The 16,283-nt window shown below is 64.3% G+C and carries 17 protein-coding genes; 1 reads left to right on the top strand and 16 read right to left on the bottom strand.

The window, feature by feature from the left end:
- Window positions 1–16 precede the first annotated feature (16 nt).
- The gene (locus tag AC07M1_RS07885) at window positions 17–643 is read left to right on the top strand and encodes a hypothetical protein (RefSeq protein ID WP_495161993.1); all 627 of its coding nucleotides are present in this window, start codon (window positions 17–19) and stop codon (window positions 641–643) included.
- Between the two features lie 7 nt (window positions 644–650).
- Here the strand turns inward: AC07M1_RS07885 and AC07M1_RS07880 are convergent, their stop codons facing one another.
- From AC07M1_RS07880 to AC07M1_RS07805, 16 genes are all read right to left on the bottom strand, one after another.
- Entirely contained in the window at window positions 651–911 is a 261-nt protein-coding gene (locus AC07M1_RS07880; RefSeq protein ID WP_495161992.1) for a DUF1467 family protein, read from the bottom strand.
- A 4-nt stretch (window positions 912–915) separates the two neighbouring features.
- Window positions 916–2,556 carry a ribonuclease J gene (locus tag AC07M1_RS07875; RefSeq protein WP_495162833.1) on the bottom strand — a complete coding sequence of 547 codons (1,641 nt, stop codon included), beginning with the start codon at window positions 2,554–2,556 and terminating at the stop codon, window positions 916–918.
- A gap of 182 nt (window positions 2,557–2,738) precedes the next feature.
- The gene (locus AC07M1_RS07870; protein ID WP_495161991.1) at window positions 2,739–3,512 is read right to left on the bottom strand and encodes a type III pantothenate kinase; all 774 of its coding nucleotides are present in this window, start codon (window positions 3,510–3,512) and stop codon (window positions 2,739–2,741) included.
- 13 nt (window positions 3,513–3,525) lie between these two features.
- On the bottom strand, window positions 3,526–4,224 hold the full coding sequence (locus AC07M1_RS07865) for a biotin--[acetyl-CoA-carboxylase] ligase (RefSeq protein ID WP_495161990.1): 699 nt from the start codon (window positions 4,222–4,224) through the stop codon (window positions 3,526–3,528).
- 5 nt (window positions 4,225–4,229) lie between these two features.
- Complete coding sequence (gene nuoN, locus AC07M1_RS07860) at window positions 4,230–5,684, bottom strand: NADH-quinone oxidoreductase subunit NuoN (RefSeq protein ID WP_495161989.1); 1,455 nt, start codon at window positions 5,682–5,684, stop codon at window positions 4,230–4,232.
- Complete coding sequence (locus AC07M1_RS07855) at window positions 5,684–7,237, bottom strand: NADH-quinone oxidoreductase subunit M (RefSeq protein ID WP_495161988.1); 1,554 nt, start codon at window positions 7,235–7,237, stop codon at window positions 5,684–5,686. The genes nuoN and AC07M1_RS07855 overlap by 1 nt, the downstream gene beginning before the upstream one ends.
- Entirely contained in the window at window positions 7,234–9,309 is a 2,076-nt protein-coding gene (gene nuoL, locus AC07M1_RS07850) for an NADH-quinone oxidoreductase subunit L (RefSeq protein WP_495161987.1), read from the bottom strand. The genes AC07M1_RS07855 and nuoL overlap by 4 nt, the downstream gene beginning before the upstream one ends.
- Window positions 9,309–9,614 carry an NADH-quinone oxidoreductase subunit NuoK gene (nuoK, locus tag AC07M1_RS07845; RefSeq protein WP_066575999.1) on the bottom strand — a complete coding sequence of 102 codons (306 nt, stop codon included), beginning with the start codon at window positions 9,612–9,614 and terminating at the stop codon, window positions 9,309–9,311. Before nuoK ends, nuoL begins: the two co-directional genes overlap by 1 nt.
- Window positions 9,611–10,237 (bottom strand): NADH-quinone oxidoreductase subunit J, encoded by a 627-nt coding sequence (locus AC07M1_RS07840; RefSeq protein ID WP_495161986.1) that lies wholly within the window; start codon window positions 10,235–10,237, stop codon window positions 9,611–9,613. Before AC07M1_RS07840 ends, nuoK begins: the two co-directional genes overlap by 4 nt.
- A 29-nt stretch (window positions 10,238–10,266) precedes the next feature.
- Window positions 10,267–10,752 carry an NADH-quinone oxidoreductase subunit NuoI gene (gene nuoI / locus AC07M1_RS07835; protein WP_495161985.1) on the bottom strand — a complete coding sequence of 162 codons (486 nt, stop codon included), beginning with the start codon at window positions 10,750–10,752 and terminating at the stop codon, window positions 10,267–10,269.
- Complete coding sequence (gene nuoH, locus AC07M1_RS07830) at window positions 10,749–11,810, bottom strand: NADH-quinone oxidoreductase subunit NuoH (protein WP_495161984.1); 1,062 nt, start codon at window positions 11,808–11,810, stop codon at window positions 10,749–10,751. Before nuoH ends, nuoI begins: the two co-directional genes overlap by 4 nt.
- Window positions 11,807–13,813, bottom strand: coding sequence for an NADH-quinone oxidoreductase subunit NuoG (nuoG, locus tag AC07M1_RS07825; protein ID WP_495161983.1), 2,007 nt, complete (start codon window positions 13,811–13,813; stop codon window positions 11,807–11,809). The genes nuoH and nuoG overlap by 4 nt, the downstream gene beginning before the upstream one ends.
- The gene (nuoF, locus tag AC07M1_RS07820; protein WP_495161982.1) at window positions 13,813–15,117 is read right to left on the bottom strand and encodes an NADH-quinone oxidoreductase subunit NuoF; all 1,305 of its coding nucleotides are present in this window, start codon (window positions 15,115–15,117) and stop codon (window positions 13,813–13,815) included. Before nuoF ends, nuoG begins: the two co-directional genes overlap by 1 nt.
- Window positions 15,118–15,288: a hypothetical protein gene (locus tag AC07M1_RS07815; RefSeq protein WP_495161981.1), complete on the bottom strand. Its 171-nt coding sequence runs from the start codon at window positions 15,286–15,288 to the stop codon at window positions 15,118–15,120.
- A complete protein-coding gene (locus AC07M1_RS07810; RefSeq protein WP_495161980.1) occupies window positions 15,285–15,953 on the bottom strand; it encodes a complex I 24 kDa subunit family protein in 669 nt (222 codons plus the stop codon). Before AC07M1_RS07810 ends, AC07M1_RS07815 begins: the two co-directional genes overlap by 4 nt.
- Complete coding sequence (locus tag AC07M1_RS07805) at window positions 15,953–16,258, bottom strand: nuclear transport factor 2 family protein (RefSeq protein WP_495162832.1); 306 nt, start codon at window positions 16,256–16,258, stop codon at window positions 15,953–15,955. The genes AC07M1_RS07810 and AC07M1_RS07805 overlap by 1 nt, the downstream gene beginning before the upstream one ends.
- Between the last annotated feature and the right edge of the window lie 25 nt (window positions 16,259–16,283).

Below are 16,283 nucleotides of genomic sequence, written 5' to 3'. Positions count from 1 at the left end.
ACCATCGGGGGTAGCGATGAAGGAAATCATGTTCGGCGGGGCCGCGATCGCATTGGCGACGGGCGCCTATTTCCATGGGCCGCTCAAGACCGGCGAGACCTATAACCGCTCGGCCACCGAAGTGTATCGCATCGTCGAGGCGAGCCCCCTTCCCTCGGTCTTCGACAAGATGGTGTACAATCAGCGCGGCGGCGCGGTGACCCGCGGCGGCGAACCCGAAAAGTCGATGATCTGGTACTTCCATGCCAACGGGAAGCAGGTCGCCAAATACACGGTGAACATCACGCCGTCGGGCGCGGACAAGACGCGGGTCCAGACCAGCTTCGAAATGGGCGAAGGCGCCGAACAGGTGCTGGACAAGGGGTTCGCGATCGCTGGCGCCGATCAATATGCGGTGATCGGCCGGGTTTCGATGAACGAGCAGATCGATTCACGGCTCGACAAGCGCCCGTTCGATTCGGGGAAGATCGCCGAAGCGATGTCCGCCTATGTCCTCACCAACATGAACAAGATCCAGGGCCAGGCTATCGAGTCGATGGACAAGGCCGCGACCGAGTTCAAGAAGATGGACGCCGAACGCGACTATCAGCGCGCGCAAGCGGAGAACCGCAAGTACAAGCCCGGCGAGCCGATGGTGCGCTGAGCCCCGCTCAGTTCCAATAATCGAGCATGTCGGCGGTGATCCATCCGCTGACATAGTTGAGGTAGAACAGCGAAAACAACACGGTCGCGACCGCCGTGGTCCGCAGGGCGATCTTCACGCCCGGGAAATGCTGCGGCGCGCTTTCGGCCTGGCCCTTCACCAGCGGTTCCCCCGCCTCCACGCTGGTGCGCGTATGGAAGGGCAGCACCAGGAACAGCGCCAGGAACCAGAACAGGAAGTAGATCGCCAGCGCGCTGGGCCAACTCATTGCCTTAGACCTCGATCAACAGGACATCGACGACCGGTTTCTTCCCGGTCCACTTCACGGCCACACGGCGGGTGGCGAGACGCACGGCCTCGCGCAGTTTCTCGCGGTCCCCGCCCTTGAAGCCCGACACCGCCTTTGCGGCCGCCTCCGCGGCCTCCTCCAGATAGGGTTCGCGATCTTCCTCGACCGGGACCCCCTGAATCCGAATTTCAGGGGTCGCCGCCAGTTTTCCGCTCACCTTGATCGCGACCGCGACCGACATTTGGCCATAGAGGCCGAGCTTACGGCGCTCGTTCATCGTCGCGCCATCCGCGGGAAGGATCACATCGCCGTCGAGCACGAGGCGACCGGCAGGGGCATGGCCGAGCTTCTCCGGCTTGCCGGGGGCAAGCCGGATGATCTCGCCATTGGTCTGCACCACGGCGCCCGGAATGCCCTGTTCGATCCCGAAGCGTGCCTGTTCGGCGATGTGGCGCATCTCGCCATGGACTGGGACTAGTATCTCGGGGCGGATCCAACGATACATCTCGGCCAGTTCGGGGCGGCCGGGATGACCGGAGACATGGACGAAGGCCTGACGGTCGGTGATCATTTCGACGCCCTTGGTCGCAAGCGCGTTCATGATCCGGCCGATCGCCAGTTCGTTGCCCGGGATTTGCTTGGACGAGAAGATCACGCGATCGCCCTTGTCGAGCTTGAGCGCGTGCGTGTCCTCGGCGATGCGCGCTAGCGCGGCGCGCGGCTCGCCCTGCCCGCCGGTGGCGACGATCATCACCTTGTCGCGCGGCAGCGTCATCGCCGTGTCGAAATCGACCGTCTCGGGGAAATTGCGGAGATAGCCGGTGGCCTTGGCAACGCGCAGGATGCGGTCGAGCGAGCGGCCGGCGACGCACATCGCGCGGCCGGTGTCGCGCGCCGCCTCTCCCAGCGTCTGGAGCCGCGCGGCGTTGGACGCGAAGGTGGTGACGAGGACGCGGCCCTTGGCGCCAGCGATGACCTTGTCGAGGCCTTCGCGGACCTCCTGCTCCGACCCCGATGCCTCGGGGTTGAAGACGTTGGTGGAATCGCAGACCAGCGCGAGGACGCCTTCGTTGCCGATCGCGGTCAGTTCCTCGGCGGTCGAGGGGGAACCCATCACGGGCGTGTCGTCGATCTTCCAGTCGCCGGTGTGGAACACGCGGCCATGGGGCGTGTCGATCAGGACGGCATTGCCCTCCGGGATCGAGTGCGCCAGCGGCACGTAGCGGATGCCGAACGGGCCAAGCTCGAACGTCTCGTCCTCACGCACCACGTTCAGCTCGACCCGATCGGTCAGGCCTTCCTCGTCGAGCTTGCCGTGGATCAGGCCGGCGGTGAACGGCGTCGCGTAGAGCGGCACGCCGAGATCGCCGGCGAGATAGGGCAGCGCGCCGATATGGTCCTCATGCCCATGGGTCAGCACGATGCCGAGCAGATCGTCGAGCCGCTCCTCGATGAACTGGAGGTCGGGCAGGATCAGGTCGATGCCAGGATAGTCGGGATTGCCGAAGATCACCCCGCAATCGACCATGATCCACTTGCCGCGGCAGCCATAGAGATTGACGTTCATGCCAATCTCGCCGGAGCCGCCGAGCGCGAGGAAGAGAAGTTCGTTACCGGGGTTCATCTGGTCTTTCGTCATTTCAAACTGCCGACGCGTGCCGCATGGGCACCGCCATCCGTTCCTTATCCGTCACTCCGGCCTTGTGCCGGGGTCCACCGGGAGGCCAGCGATGCGCAAGAGGCTATGGGTCAGCGCGTAAGGACAAGTGGCCCCCGGCACAAGGCCGGGGTGACGGTTGGGATTCTCTACGCGGGGCGCTGCCGCTCCCACAGGATCGCCAGGCCCTGAATCGTCAGATCCGGCTCGATCACGTCGAACGCATCGGTATGCTTTTCGAACAGCACGGCGAGGCCGCCGGTGGCGATGACCTTTACCGGGCGGCCGATCTGCGCCTTCACGCGCGCCAGCAATCCCTCGATCATTGCGATATAGCCCCAATAGATGCCGATATGCATCTGGTCCGCGGTGTTGAGGCCGATCACGCTGGTGGTCTTCGGCGCCTCGATCGCGACGCGGGGCAGCTTCGCCGCGGCGTTGACCAGCGCGTCGAGCGAGAGGTTGATGCCGGGCGCGATGATCCCGCCCTTGTACGCACCCTCGTAATCGGCGACCTCGAACGTCGTCGCGGTGCCGAAATCGATGACGATCAGATCGCCGGGATGCTTGTCGTGCGCGGCGATGATGTTGAGCGCGCGATCGGCGCCCATGCTTTGCGGCTCCTCAACATCCAGCCGGATCGGCCAGCCATCCTTGCCCGCGATCACAGCGTCGGTCTTGAAATATTTGCTGGCGAGGACCTGAAGGTTGTGGAGCGCGCGCGGGACGACGGTGCCGACGATCACGCCGGTAACATCGCCACGCTCGAACCCCTCGAGCGCGAGAAGCTGGCTGAGCCACACGGCATATTCGTCGGCGGTGCGGCGCGGATCGGTGGCGATGCGCCAGCGCGCCTTGATCTCCCGCCCCTCAAGCAGCGCGAAAACGACATTGGTGTTGCCGGCGTCGATGGCGAGCAGCATCGCGGAGCCTCTTTCAGATAAGGAACACGTCGCCGGCGTGAATGACACGACGCGTGCCGCTCGCCAAGCGCAGGATGAGCGCGCCATCGCCAGTGAGGCCGTCGAACAGACCGTCGACCGCCTCGCCATCGGGCAGGCGCGCGGTGAGCGCGGTGCCGGGGGCATGCGCGCGATCGAGCCAGCGGAGGCGAAGCGGATCGAGCCCTTCCTGCCGCCAGCGGGACAGCCAGCGCGCGAAACCCTCTGCAAGGACGTCGAGGAAAGTGCCCGGGTCAACCGGGGCGCCTTGCGCCGACAGGCTCGTGGTCGGGCGGTCCGGCAGGTCGGGATGGTGCGCGAGGTTGACGCCGATGCCGATCACGATCGCGTCATTCGCGCGTTCGAGTAGTATACCGGATAGCTTTGCGCCGGCGATCAGCAGGTCGTTGGGCCATTTGATCGTCGCGCCGGACGGCAAAAACACGCGAACGGCCTCTTCCAGCGCGACCGCGGCGACCAGAGCGAGCGTCGCGGCGGGCGGATCGGCGGGGCGCAGGCGGACCAACGTGCTGGCGTAGAGATTGCCGGGAGGCGAGTCCCACGCCCTGCCCTGGCGCCCCTTGCCGCCGGTCTGGCGCTCGGCACGGAGCCAACTGCCCTCACCCGCGCCCGCCGAAGCGAGCGCGAGCATGTCGGCATTGGTCGAACCGGTCTGCGCGACCGTGCGGATCAAGCCTGTCAGAACAGCGTCCGTGCCGCAGCGAGCGACCAGGCGCCAATCGCCGGGATCAGCAGATAGCCGAGCGGCGAGACGAACAGCGCGGCGGCGGCAATCAGGCCGCCCTCGACGGGGTTGGTCTCACGACCATATTCCGGCGCGGGCGCGTCGAAGTACATCGTCTTGATGATCTTGAGGTAATAATAGGCGCCGATCACCGATGCCGCGATGCCGATCACAGCAAGCGGAAACAGTCCGGCACGCGTCGCCGCCTCGAACACCGCGAACTTGGCCCAGAAGCCGAACAGCGGCGGAATACCCGCGAGGCTGAACATGAAGATCGCGAGCGCCGCCGCCAGCGCCGGACGCGTGCGCGACAGGCCCGACAGGCTGGCGATGGTCTCAACCGGGTGACCGTCCTTGTCGCGCATCTGGAGCACGACGAGGAAGCTGCCCAGCGTCATCACGACATAGATGGTGAGATAGGTCAGTACGCCCGCCACGCCCTCAGCCGTACCCGCGGCAAGGCCGATCAACGCAAAGCCGACATTGTTGATCGACGAATAAGCAAGCAGGCGCTTGATGTTGGTCTGGCCGATCGCGGCGACCGCGCCGAGCACGATCGAAGCGAGCGCGGCGAAGATGACGATCTGGCGCCAGTCACTGGTCACCGGACCCATCGCGTCGATCGAGACACGAACGGCAAGTGCGACGGCGGCAACCTTCGGCGCCGAAGCGAAGAAGGTGGTCACCGGGGTCGGTGCGCCCTCATACACGTCCGGGGTCCACATATGGAACGGAACCGCCGACATCTTGAACGCGAAGCCCGCGAACATGAAGACCAGGCCAAACAGCAAGCCGATCTTGGCGCTGCCCGCCGCACCGGCATAGGCAGTCGCAATGTCGCCAAAAATCGTGGTGCCGCTAAAGCCATAGACCAGCGAAATGCCGTAGAGCAGGATGCCCGAGGCGAGCGAACCGAGGATGAAATACTTCAGACCCGCTTCGGCCGAACGCACGTCACGGCGCATGAAGCTCGCCAGGACGTAGGACGCCAGGCTGTTGAGCTCGAGGCCGACATACAGCGTCAGCAGGTCGTTGGCCGACACCATCATGCCCATGCCCGCGGTCGCGAACAGGATCAGGATGGGATATTCGGGACGCAGATCCTCACCCGAGGTTCGCGCGAAGAAGCGCGGGGCGATGATGATCGAGATCGCCGCAGCGAAGAAGATCAGCGCCTTTGCATAGGCGCCGAACAGGTCGGCATTATACAGCTCGTGGAAGGCGAGGCCGCCGGACGAGGCCGGGCCTGTCAGCGCGATACCCGCGCCCATCAGCACCAGGACCGCGACCCAGCTCACCAGACGTGACACCGCCTGGCCGCCCCAGGCGGCGACCATCAGCAGCGCGAGACCACCGACCGAGAGAACGACCTCGGGCAGGACCTTCGTGATTTCAGCTGCGTAATCCATCAGTGCGCCGCCCCCTTGGCAGCTTCGCCGTGTCCGGCGGATTTGTGTTCAGCGGCGTGCGCGGCGGCCGGGTTGCCCGGCGTCGGCAGGCTGTCGCCCGCCGGCTTGGCGCGGTCGATCCGCTCCAGCAGCAGCGCGACGTCGTTGCGCATCGGCGCCAGGAAGCTTTCGGGATAGACCCCCATCCACAGCACCACCGCGGCGAGCGGGGCGAGCAGCGCCATCTCACGCTTGTTGAGGTCCGGCATCGCCTTGACGTCGTCCTTCACCAGATCGCCGAACACGACGCGCCGGTAGAGGTAGAGCATGTACGCGGCGCCGAGAATGATGCCGGTGGTGGCGATCAGCGTGACGAGGGTCGATACCTGATACGCGCCCATCAGCGCCAGCAGTTCGCCGACGAAGTTGCTGGTGCCCGGCAGGCCGACCGAGGCCATGGTGAACAGCATGAACAGGATCGCGTATTTGGGCATGTTGATCGCAAGGCCGCCGTAACGGTCGATCTCACGCGTGTGCAGGCGATCGTAGATCACGCCAACACACAGGAAGAGCGCGCCCGAGACCAGACCGTGGCCCAGCATCACCATCATCGCGCCTTCGATGCCCTGACGGTTGAAGGTGAACAGGCCGATCGTGACGATCGCCATATGCGCGACCGACGAATAGGCGATCAGCTTCTTCATGTCGTTCTGGACGAGCGCGATCAGGCTGGTGACCACGACGGCGACGCACGACAGACCGAAGACCAGCCAGATGAGCTGCGCCGACGCTTCCGGGAACATCGGCAGGCTGAAGCGCAGGAAGCCATAGCCGCCGAGCTTCAACAGCACGCCCGCCAGGATCACCGAACCCGCGGTCGGCGCCTGAACGTGCGCGTCGGGAAGCCAGGTGTGGACCGGCCACATCGGCATCTTGACCGCGAACGAGGCGAAGAAGGCGAGCCATAGCCATGTCTGGACATGCGCCGGGAAGTCGTACGCCATCAGATCGGGGATGTAGGTCGTGCCGGCGGTGATGGTCATGTACATCATCGCGATCAGCATCACGACCGAGCCGAGCAGCGTGTAGAGGAAGAATTTGTACGACGCGTAGATGCGGTTCGCCCCGCCCCAGATGCCGATGATCAGGAACATCGGGATCAGGCCGGCTTCGAAGAACACGTAGAACAGGAAGATGTCCTGCGCCGCGAAGGTGCCGATCATCAGCACTTCGGTGATCAGGAACGCCGCCATATATTCCTGGACGCGATCAGTGATCGCTTCCCAGCTGGCACCGATGCAGATCGGCATCAGGAACACCGACAGCAGGATCAGCAGCAGCGCGAAGCCGTCGATGCCGAGTGCCCAGGCGAAGCGCCCGAAGACCGGCGTGTATTCGACGAACTGCCACTGCGGCCCGCCAATCTCGAAATTGGCCCAGAGCACACCGCCCAGCGCGAGATCGATCAGCGTCGCGCCGAGCGCGATCCAGCGCGCCTGGTTGGCATTGACGAGCAGGCAGATCAGCGCCGCGACGAGCGGCACGATGAGCATGAGGGAGAGAATACCGCTCATCGCGCGATCACCCAGGTAACGGCTGCGGTCAGGCCGATCAGCATGACGAACGCATAGCTATAAACATATCCGGACTGGAGCTTGCCGGTGAGGATGCTGCCGAACTTGACGGCCGCCGCCGAGCCGTTCGGCCCGAAGCGGTCGATGATCCCCTCGTCGCCCTTCTTCCAGAAGATGCGGCCGAACCAGAAAGCAGGCTTCACGAAGAGCGCGTTGTAGAGCTCGTCGAAATACCATTTGTTGAGCAGGAACTTGTAGAGCAGCCCGAAGGTCGCGGTGAAGCGCGCCGGGATGCTGGGCGACTTGATGTACGCCACCCATGCGCCGAACAGGCCGAGCAGCATCACGATCGTTGCCGAGAGTTTCACCCACAACGGCACTTCGTGCATCGCATGGGCGAGATGCTCGTCGAACGCGACGGCGCCCTTCCAGAAGATCTCACCAGCCTCGGGCTGGATGAAGAACTTGTTGAAGGCGAAGCCGGCGAACACCGCACCGACCGACAGAACCAGCAGCGGGACCAGCATCGGCAGCGGGCTTTCGTGCGGCTTGTAACCGCCGGTGCCGTCGCCGTGATCCACATGGCCGTGAGCGTGCGCGTCATGGGCGTGGTCATCGTGACCGTGCGCATGGTCGTCATGACCGTGCGAGTCATGCCCATGTGAATCGTGGATCGCGTGCTGGATATGCTCCGACTGGGTCCAGCGCGGCTTGCCCCAGAAAGTGAGGAACATCAGGCGCCAGCTGTAGAAGCTGGTGAGCAGCGCGGCGAACACGCCGACCCAGAAGGCGCCCTGCCCGCCCCCGCCGGCGGCATAAGCCGCCTCGAGGATCGCATCCTTCGAGTGGAAGCCGGCAAAGCCCGCATGGAGCCAGTAGATGCCGACGCCAGTGATCGCGAGCGTGCCCGCCATCATCGTCCAGAAGGTGATCGGGATGTGCTTACGCAGGCCGCCATAATAGCGCATGTCCTGCTCGTGGTGCATCGCATGGATCACCGAGCCGGCACCCAGGAACAGCAGCGCCTTGAAGAAGGCATGGGTGAACAGGTGGAACATCGCCGCGCCGTACATGCCGACGCCCGCGGCGAAGAACATGTAGCCGAGCTGCGAACAGGTCGAATAGGCGATGACGCGCTTGATGTCGGTCTGGGTCGTGCCCACCGTCGCAGCGAACAGACAGGTCGCGGCGCCGATGAAGGTGATGAAGCCCAAAGCCACCGGCGACTGTTCGAACAAAGGCGACAGGCGACAGACCATGAACACGCCCGCGGTGACCATCGTCGCCGCATGGATCAGCGCCGACACTGGGGTCGGGCCTTCCATCGCGTCGGGCAACCAGGTGTGGAGGCCGAGCTGCGCCGACTTGCCCATCGCGCCGACGAACAGCAGCAAGCAGAGCACGGTCAGCGTGTCGAAGCGATAGCCGAGGAAGCCGATGGTGCTGCCGGCATGGTTCGGGGCGGCGGCGAGAATCTCGGGGATCGAGATGGTGCCGAACACCAAGAACACGCCGAAGATGCCGAGCATGAAGCCAAGGTCGCCGACGCGGTTGACGACGAACGCCTTGATCGCGGCGGCATTGGCCGAGGGCTTCTTGAACCAGAAGCCGATCAGCAGATAGCTCGCCAGGCCCACGCCTTCCCAGCCGAAGAACATCTGAAGCAGATTGTCGGCGGTCACGAGCATCAGCATCGCGAACGTGAAGAGCGACAGGTAGGCGAAGAAGCGCGGCTGATCCGGATCCTCTTCCATGTACGACCACGAATAGAGGTGGACCAGCGCGGAGACGCTCGTCACCACCACCAGCATCACCGCCGTCAAGCTGTCGACACGTAGTGCCCAGTCGACGTTGAGACTGCCCGAATGCATCCAGGTCAGCACCTGAACCACGTGAGGTTCGGCAGTGCCGCTGAGATACGGGATGAAGGTCATCCAGCTCAGCAGCGCGGCGACGAACAGGCCACCGGTGGTAACGATCTTCGGGAAGAACGTGCCGAACGCGCGGTTGCTAAAGCCCGCGACGATCGCTGCCAGCAGCGGCAGAAAAACGATGAAATGGATCGAAGACATCAGCCCTTCATCCGATTGACGTCGTCGACCGAGATCGTGCCGCGGCCGCGGAAATAGATGACGAGGATGGCGAGGCCGATCGCGGCCTCGCCCGCGGCGACGGTCAGCACGAACATCGCGAAGATCTGGCCGACCAGGTCGCCAAGATAGGACGAGAACGCGACCAAGTTGAGGTTCACCGACAGCAGGATCAGCTCGATCGCCATCAGGATGACGATGAGGTTCTTGCGGTTCAGGAAGATGCCGAGCACCCCCATGGTGAACAGGATCGCGCTGACGACCAGATAGTGGGTCAGGCCGATCACAGCTCTATCCCCTGCCCAACGGGCTGATTGACCTTGCGGATGGCGTCCTCCGAACGGCGATTGATCTGTTTCCAGACGCTCTGCTTCAGCACGCCGCCGCGCTGACGGTGAGTCAGGACGATCGCACCGATCATCGCAACGAGCAGGATGAAACCGGCGGCTTCGAACACATAGAGATAACGGCTGTAGAGCAGCAGCCCCATCGCCTTGATATTGGGAACCTGACCCAGCGCGGTACCCGCGTCGGTGGGTGCGATGCGGTTGGCGAGATCGACGCCGCCCGCGCTCCACGCGCCGACGCCGATGACGACCTCAGCCAGCAGTACGACGGCGAGCGCGAGGCCGAACATCGCGTAGCGGACGAAGCCCGCGCGCAGTTCGGCGAAGTCGATGTCGAGCATCATCACGACGAACAGGAACAGCACCGCGACCGCGCCGACATAGACGATGACGAGCAGCATCGCGATGAACTCGGCACCAGCGATGACCATCAGGCCCGCGGCGTTGAAGAAGGCGAGGATCAGCCACAGCACCGAATGGACCGGGTTGCGCGAGCTGATCGTCATCGCGGCGGACAGGATGACCACCGCGGCGAACATGTAGAAGGCGATTGCTTGGATCACGGAATCATGTGCCCCTTTGGTGCGCGCGCTTACCGGTACGGTGCATCGGCGGCAAGGTTCGCGGCGATCGCGCGCTCCCAGCGGTCGCCGTTCTCGAGCAGCTTTTCCTTGTGGTAGATCAGCTCCTCACGGGTTTCGGTCGCGAACTCGAAATTCGGTCCCTCGACGATGGCATCGACCGGGCAGGCTTCCTGGCACAAGCCGCAATAGATGCACTTGGTCATGTCGATGTCGTAGCGCGTGGTGCGGCGGCTGCCGTCCTCGCGCGGCTCGGCCTCGATCGTGATGGCGAGCGCCGGGCAGATCGCCTCGCACAGCTTGCACGCGATGCAGCGCTCCTCGCCATTGGGATAACGGCGCAGGGCATGCTCGCCGCGAAAGCGGGGCGAGATCGGGTTCTTCTCGTACGGGTAGTTGATCGTCGCCTTGGGCTTCCACAGGTATTTGAACGTCAAGGCGTGCGCCTTCACGAACTCCCACAGGGTGAACGAACGGACGAGTTGGGCGACGCTCATGCGGGGACTCCAACACGGGTAAGCATGAGATACCCGGAAACGAGGAACACGAAGATCAACGACATCGGCAGGAAGACCTTCCAGCCCAGGCGCATCAACTGGTCATAGCGGTAGCGCGGGACGGTGGCCTTCACCCAGCTGAAGACGAAGAAGAAGAACAGGATCTTGGCGAACAGCCAGATGATGCCAGGAATGTCGAACCACGGGATCAGATCGATATCCATCGGCGGGAGGTAGCCGCCCCAGAACAGCACCGCGTTGAGCGTGCACATCAGGATGACGTTGGCGTACTCACCGAGCCAGAACAGCGCGAAGGCCATCGACGAATATTCGGTCTGATAGCCCGCGACGAGCTCCGATTCCGCCTCGGTCAGGTCGAACGGCGCGCGCGCCGTCTCCGCCAGCGCCGAGATCAGGAACACCACCGCCATCGGGAACAGCAGCGGGTTGAAGCCGAAGCCGTTGAACAGCCCGAGGACATGGCCCTTCTGCGCATCGACGATGCCCGACAGGTTGAAGGTGCCGGCCCACAGCACGACCGAGACCAGCACGAAGCCGATCGCGACTTCGTAGCTGACCATCTGCGCCGCGGCGCGGATCGCCGAGTAGAAGGGATATTTGGAGTTGGACGACCAGCCCGCGAGGATGATGCCGTATACGCCGAGCGACGAGGCCGCGAGGATGTAGAGCAGGCCGAGGTTGATGTTCGACAGCACCACGCCGGCCTGGAACGGGATCACCGCCCACACGATCAGCGCGACCGTGAAGGTAATGATCGGACCGATCAGGAACAGGCCCTTGTTCGCGCTCGACGGAATGATGGTTTCCTGAAGGAAGACCTTGAGACCGTCGGCGAAGGACTGGAGCAGGCCGAGCGGGCCGACGACGTTGGGGCCGCGGCGCAGCGCGATCGCCGCCCAGATCTTACGATCGGCATAGATGATCATCGCCACCGCCAGCATCAGCGGGAGTGCGATCAGCAGGATGCCCGCGATCGTCGCGACGAACCACGCCCATTCGAAGGGCAGGCCGACAATGTTCTGGAAGAAGTCGGTCACTCTGCGGCCTCCGCGAAGTCCTGGCCGTGGATCAGTTCGGCCGAGCAACGCTGCATCGTCGGCGAGGCGCGACAGATGGCGTTGGTAAGGTAGAAGTCGGCGATCGGGTAAGCGACCTCGCCTTCGCCCTTGGCGTCAAGCGCCGGCGGGTTCCAGTCGAAGCTGGCAAGGCCTTCCTGGCCCAGGGCCGGGGCGTCGACGGCCATCGCGGCACGAAGCTGCTCGAACGTATCGAACGGCAGCGTCTTGCCGAGCTTTTCCGACAGCGCACGCAGGATCGTCCAGTCCTCACGCGCATCGCCCGGTGCGAACACGGCCTTGTCGCCGCGCTGCACGCGCCCTTCGATGTTCACATACGTCCCGGCCTTTTCGGCATAGGTGGAACCGGGCAGGATCACGTCTGCTGCGTGGGCGCCCTTGTCGCCATGATGGCCGATATAGACGTTGAAGCTGTTGGCGAACTTGCTGAAATCGACCTCGTCAGCGCCGAGGAAGAAGGTCAGCTTGGGCTCCGCCGCGACGATGTCGGCGATGCCGCCCTTCATCGCGAAACCGAGCATCAGCCCGCCCATGCGGCTCGCCGCCATGTGCAGCACGTTGAAGCCGTTCCAGCCATCGCGGACCAGGTTGAGCTTCTTGGCGAGCGCAAGGCTGGCGCCATGGCCGTTCTTGAGCGCGGCGCCGCCGACGATGACCATCGGACGCTGCGCGTCCTTGAACGCATCGACCGCAGCCTTGGGCAGCTTGCCGAGCAGCGACAGATCGTTGCCGAGCCACTCGACCTTGTAGGTCAGGTCGGTTTCGGGGCCGATCGCGAAGACCTTGGCGCCCTTCTTGATCGCCTTGCGGACGCGCGTGTTCACCAGCGGCGCTTCCCAGCGCAGGTTGGTGCCAACGAGCAGCACGACATCGGCGTCCTCGACACCCGCGATGGTGGTGTTGAAGTTGACCGCGGCCATATTGCTGGCGTCATAGGCCATGCCGGTCTGGCGGCCTTCGAGCAGGTCCGAGCCGAACGACTTGACCAGCGCCTTGGCGGCGAAAATGGTTTCGCAATCAAGCAGATCGCCATGGATCGCGGCGACCTTATCGCCTGCCCCGGCTGCGGCGACCGCAATCGCCGAGAAGGCTTCGTCCCAGGTCGCTTCGACGAGCTTGCCGTCGCGACGGACATAGGGCTTGTCGAGGCGGCGGAAGCCGAGGCCGTCGACATGGTGGCGCGTCTTGTCGTGCGCCCATTCCTCGTTCACGTCTTCGTTGATCCGCGGCAGCGCGCGCAGCACGCCGCGACCGCGGCTGTCGATGCGAATGTTGGTGCCGACGGCATCCATCACGTCGATCGCGAGGGTCTTTTTGAGCTCCCACGGGCGGGCTTCGAAGGCATAGGGCTTCGAGGTCAGCGCGCCCACCGGGCAGAGGTCGACGACGTTGCCCGACAGCTCCGACGTGACCGCCTTCTCCAGATAGGAGGTGATCTGCATATTCTCGCCGCGATAGATCGCGCCGATTTCTTCCACGCCGGCGACTTCCTCGGCGAAGCGCACGCAGCGGGTGCACTGGATGCAGCGGGTCATCACCGTCTTGACGATGGGACCCATGTACTTCTCGGTCACCGCGCGCTTATTCTCGGTGTAGCGGCTGTGCCCGCGCCCGTACGCGATCGACTGGTCCTGCAGGTCGCACTCACCGCCCTGATCGCAGATCGGGCAATCGAGCGGATGGTTGATCAGCAAGAACTCCATCACGCCTTCGCGCGCGGCCTTGACCATCGCGCTGTCGGTGCGGATTTCCTGATTGTCGGCGGCGGGAAGCGCGCACGACGCCTGGGGCTTGGGCGGCCCCGGCTTCACCTCGACCAGGCACATGCGGCAATTGCCGGCGATGCTCAGGCGCTCATGATAGCAGAAGCGCGGGATTTCCTTGCCGGCAGCCTCGCACGCCTGCAGCACGGTGGCGCCTGCGGGGACTTCGACTTCGATCCCGTCTACGGTAACCTTGGGCATTACTCTGCTGCCTCTTGCATCGTGCTCAGCCCGCCACCCTGCTTCTCAAGGATGCGGCGCTCCATCTCCGGACGGAAGTGCTTGATCAGACCCTGGATCGGCCACGCCGCCGCGTCGCCGAGCGCACAGATGGTGTGACCTTCGACCTGCTTGGTGACGTTGAACAGCGTGTCGATCTCGCTGATGTCGGCGTCGCCGGTGCGCAGCCGCTCCATCACGCGCCACATCCAGCCGGTGCCCTCACGGCACGGGGTGCACTGGCCGCAGCTCTCATGCTTGTAGAAGTACGAGATGCGGCTGATCGCCTTCACGATGTCGGTGGACTTGTCCATCACGATCACCGCCGCGGTGCCGAGGCCCGAGCCGACCGCCTTTAGACCGTCGAAATCCATCGGTGCGTCCATGATCTGCGCCGCCGGGACCAGCGGAACCGACGAACCGCCGGGGATCACCGCGAGGAGATTGTCCCAGCCACCGCGGATGCCGCCGCAATGCTTCTCGATCAGCTCGCGGAACGGGATGCTCATCGCTTCCTCGACCACGCACGGCTTTTCGACATGGCCGCTGATCTGGAACAGCTTGGTGCCGCGATTATTCTCGTTGCCGAAGCTGGCGAACCACTCGGGCGAGCGGCGCAGAATCGTCGGCGCGACCGCGATCGATTCCACGTTGTTGACCGTGGTCGGGCAGCCATAGAGGCCCGCGCCTGCCGGGAACGGGGGCTTGAGGCGCGGCTGGCCCTTCTTGCCCTCCAGGCTCTCGATCATCGCGGTCTCTTCGCCGCAGATATAGGCGCCGGCACCGCGATGGCAGAAGACGTCGAAGTCATAGCCCGAGCCGCAGGCATTCTTGCCGAGCAGACCCTTCGCATATGCTTCCTCGATCGCCGCGAACAAAGTCTCGGCCTCGCGGATATATTCGCCACGGATGTAGATGTACGCGGCACGCGCACGCATCGCGAAGCCCGCGACCAGAGCGCCTTCGAGCAGCAAATGCGGATCGTGGCGGATGATCTCACGATCCTTGCACGAACCCGGCTCGGACTCGTCGGCGTTGATGACAAGGAAGCTGGGGCGTTCGGGCGTCGGGTTCTTGGGCATGAAGGACCACTTCATGCCGGTCGGGAAGCCCGCGCCGCCACGACCGCGCAGGCCCGACGCCTTGATCTTCTCGATGATCACATCGGGGCCGAGTTCGAGCAGCTTCTTGGTGTTATCCCACGCGCCGCGCTTGATGGCAGCCGCCAGGTTCCACGGCTGATAGCCGTAGAGGTTGGTGAAGATACGATCCTTGTCAGCGAGCACTTACTTCGGGCCCCCGATACGCTTGTTGTTCTGGACCGCGATGTACACGGCCACGCCGACGCCGACCAAAAGCAGCGGAATGAACAGCTTGACGGCGAGCTTGAGCACCCAGCCGAGGACGACAAGACCGCCGATGACGGCGAGGATCGTGTAGATCGTGCTCTTGTTCACCATTCGCTCCTGTAATCGTGGTTGCCGGAGACCATTTCCTTGAGCGTGGTCGGTCCACCGGTCGGCTCGACGGTGTGGCGGCCCGGCTCCTGCGTGCCCGTCTTGGGCTGCTGTCCGTTGGCCAGCGCGTCGAGGATCGCGACGGTGCGGTCGTAATCCAGATCCTCGTAATTGTCGTCGTTGATCTGGACCATCGGCGCGGACGAGCAATTGCCCATGCACTCGACCTCGGTCAGCGTGAACAGGCCGTCGGGCGTGGTCTTACCCTTGGCCATGCCGCGGTTCTTGCACGCGGCGAAGACGTCGTCCGACCCGCGCAGCCAGCACGGCGTCGTGCCGCACACCTGGACATGGTATTTGCCCACCGGGTGCAGGTTGAACATGGTGTAGAAGGTCGCGACCTCGAGCACGCGGATCACCGCGAGGTCGAGTTCCTTCGCGACGAACTCGATCACCGGGATCGGCAGCCAGCCCTGAGTATCGGTCTCCGCGCCAACCTGACGCTGGGCGAGGTCGAGATAGGGGATGGTGCAGCTCTGCTGCCGCCCGGCGGGATAGCGCGCGCGGATGGTCGCGGCCTTGGCCGCGTTCTCCGCCGTCCAGGCGAACCCGCCCCAGCGCGCCCGCAGTTCGGGCGTGTCTTCGATTGCTTTTGCGTCGGCCATTAGCGGATGAACTCCACGCGGTTCACTTTGTCGCCGCTGAAGGTGTAGATGGACATGACCTCGAACTGCTCGCCATCGGGCGCGCGCGAGACCGTTTCGTGGAGCAGCACCGTCTCACCCAGCTCATAGCTGGCGAGGATCTCGGCGCGGTTCTGCGGGAACTGAGCGAACATCGCCGCAAGACCCGAACGGACGCCTTCCCTGCCCTCACGCAGCACAGCGCCGCGATAGCCCGCTTCGCAGGCATCGTCGGTCATCAGCGCGACATAGGCGTCGGCGTCCTGCGCGTTGTAGCGCGCGATCATCTCGTGCGCGGTGGCGATGCGGGTG

Source organism: Sphingomonas sp. GW821-FHT10C01, from assembly GCF_059415525.1.
Note: the sequence above shows the minus strand (reverse complement) of the source record. Positions and strands in the feature narration are given on the sequence as shown.

What these genes read in the sequence shown, in the direction of transcription:
- nuoL (WP_495161987.1), bottom strand. Translation starts at nt 9,309, where the DNA reads ATGTCTTCGATCCATTTCATCGTTTTTCTGCCGCTGCTGGCAGCGATC.
- AC07M1_RS07810 (WP_495161980.1), bottom strand. Translation starts at nt 15,953, where the DNA reads ATGGCCGACGCAAAAGCAATCGAAGACACGCCCGAACTGCGGGCGCGC.
- AC07M1_RS07875 (WP_495162833.1), bottom strand. Translation starts at nt 2,556, where the DNA reads ATGAACCCCGGTAACGAACTTCTCTTCCTCGCGCTCGGCGGCTCCGGC.
- AC07M1_RS07805 (WP_495162832.1), bottom strand. Translation starts at nt 16,258, where the DNA reads ATGATCGCGCGCTACAACGCGCAGGACGCCGACGCCTATGTCGCGCTG.
- AC07M1_RS07855 (WP_495161988.1), bottom strand. Translation starts at nt 7,237, where the DNA reads ATGAGCGGTATTCTCTCCCTCATGCTCATCGTGCCGCTCGTCGCGGCG.
- AC07M1_RS07880 (WP_495161992.1), bottom strand. Translation starts at nt 911, where the DNA reads ATGAGTTGGCCCAGCGCGCTGGCGATCTACTTCCTGTTCTGGTTCCTG.
- nuoN (WP_495161989.1), bottom strand. Translation starts at nt 5,684, where the DNA reads ATGGATTACGCAGCTGAAATCACGAAGGTCCTGCCCGAGGTCGTTCTC.
- nuoI (WP_495161985.1), bottom strand. Translation starts at nt 10,752, where the DNA reads ATGAGCGTCGCCCAACTCGTCCGTTCGTTCACCCTGTGGGAGTTCGTG.
- nuoG (WP_495161983.1), bottom strand. Translation starts at nt 13,813, where the DNA reads ATGCCCAAGGTTACCGTAGACGGGATCGAAGTCGAAGTCCCCGCAGGC.
- AC07M1_RS07870 (WP_495161991.1), bottom strand. Translation starts at nt 3,512, where the DNA reads ATGCTGCTCGCCATCGACGCCGGCAACACCAATGTCGTTTTCGCGCTG.
- AC07M1_RS07885 (WP_495161993.1), top strand. Translation starts at nt 17, where the DNA reads ATGAAGGAAATCATGTTCGGCGGGGCCGCGATCGCATTGGCGACGGGC.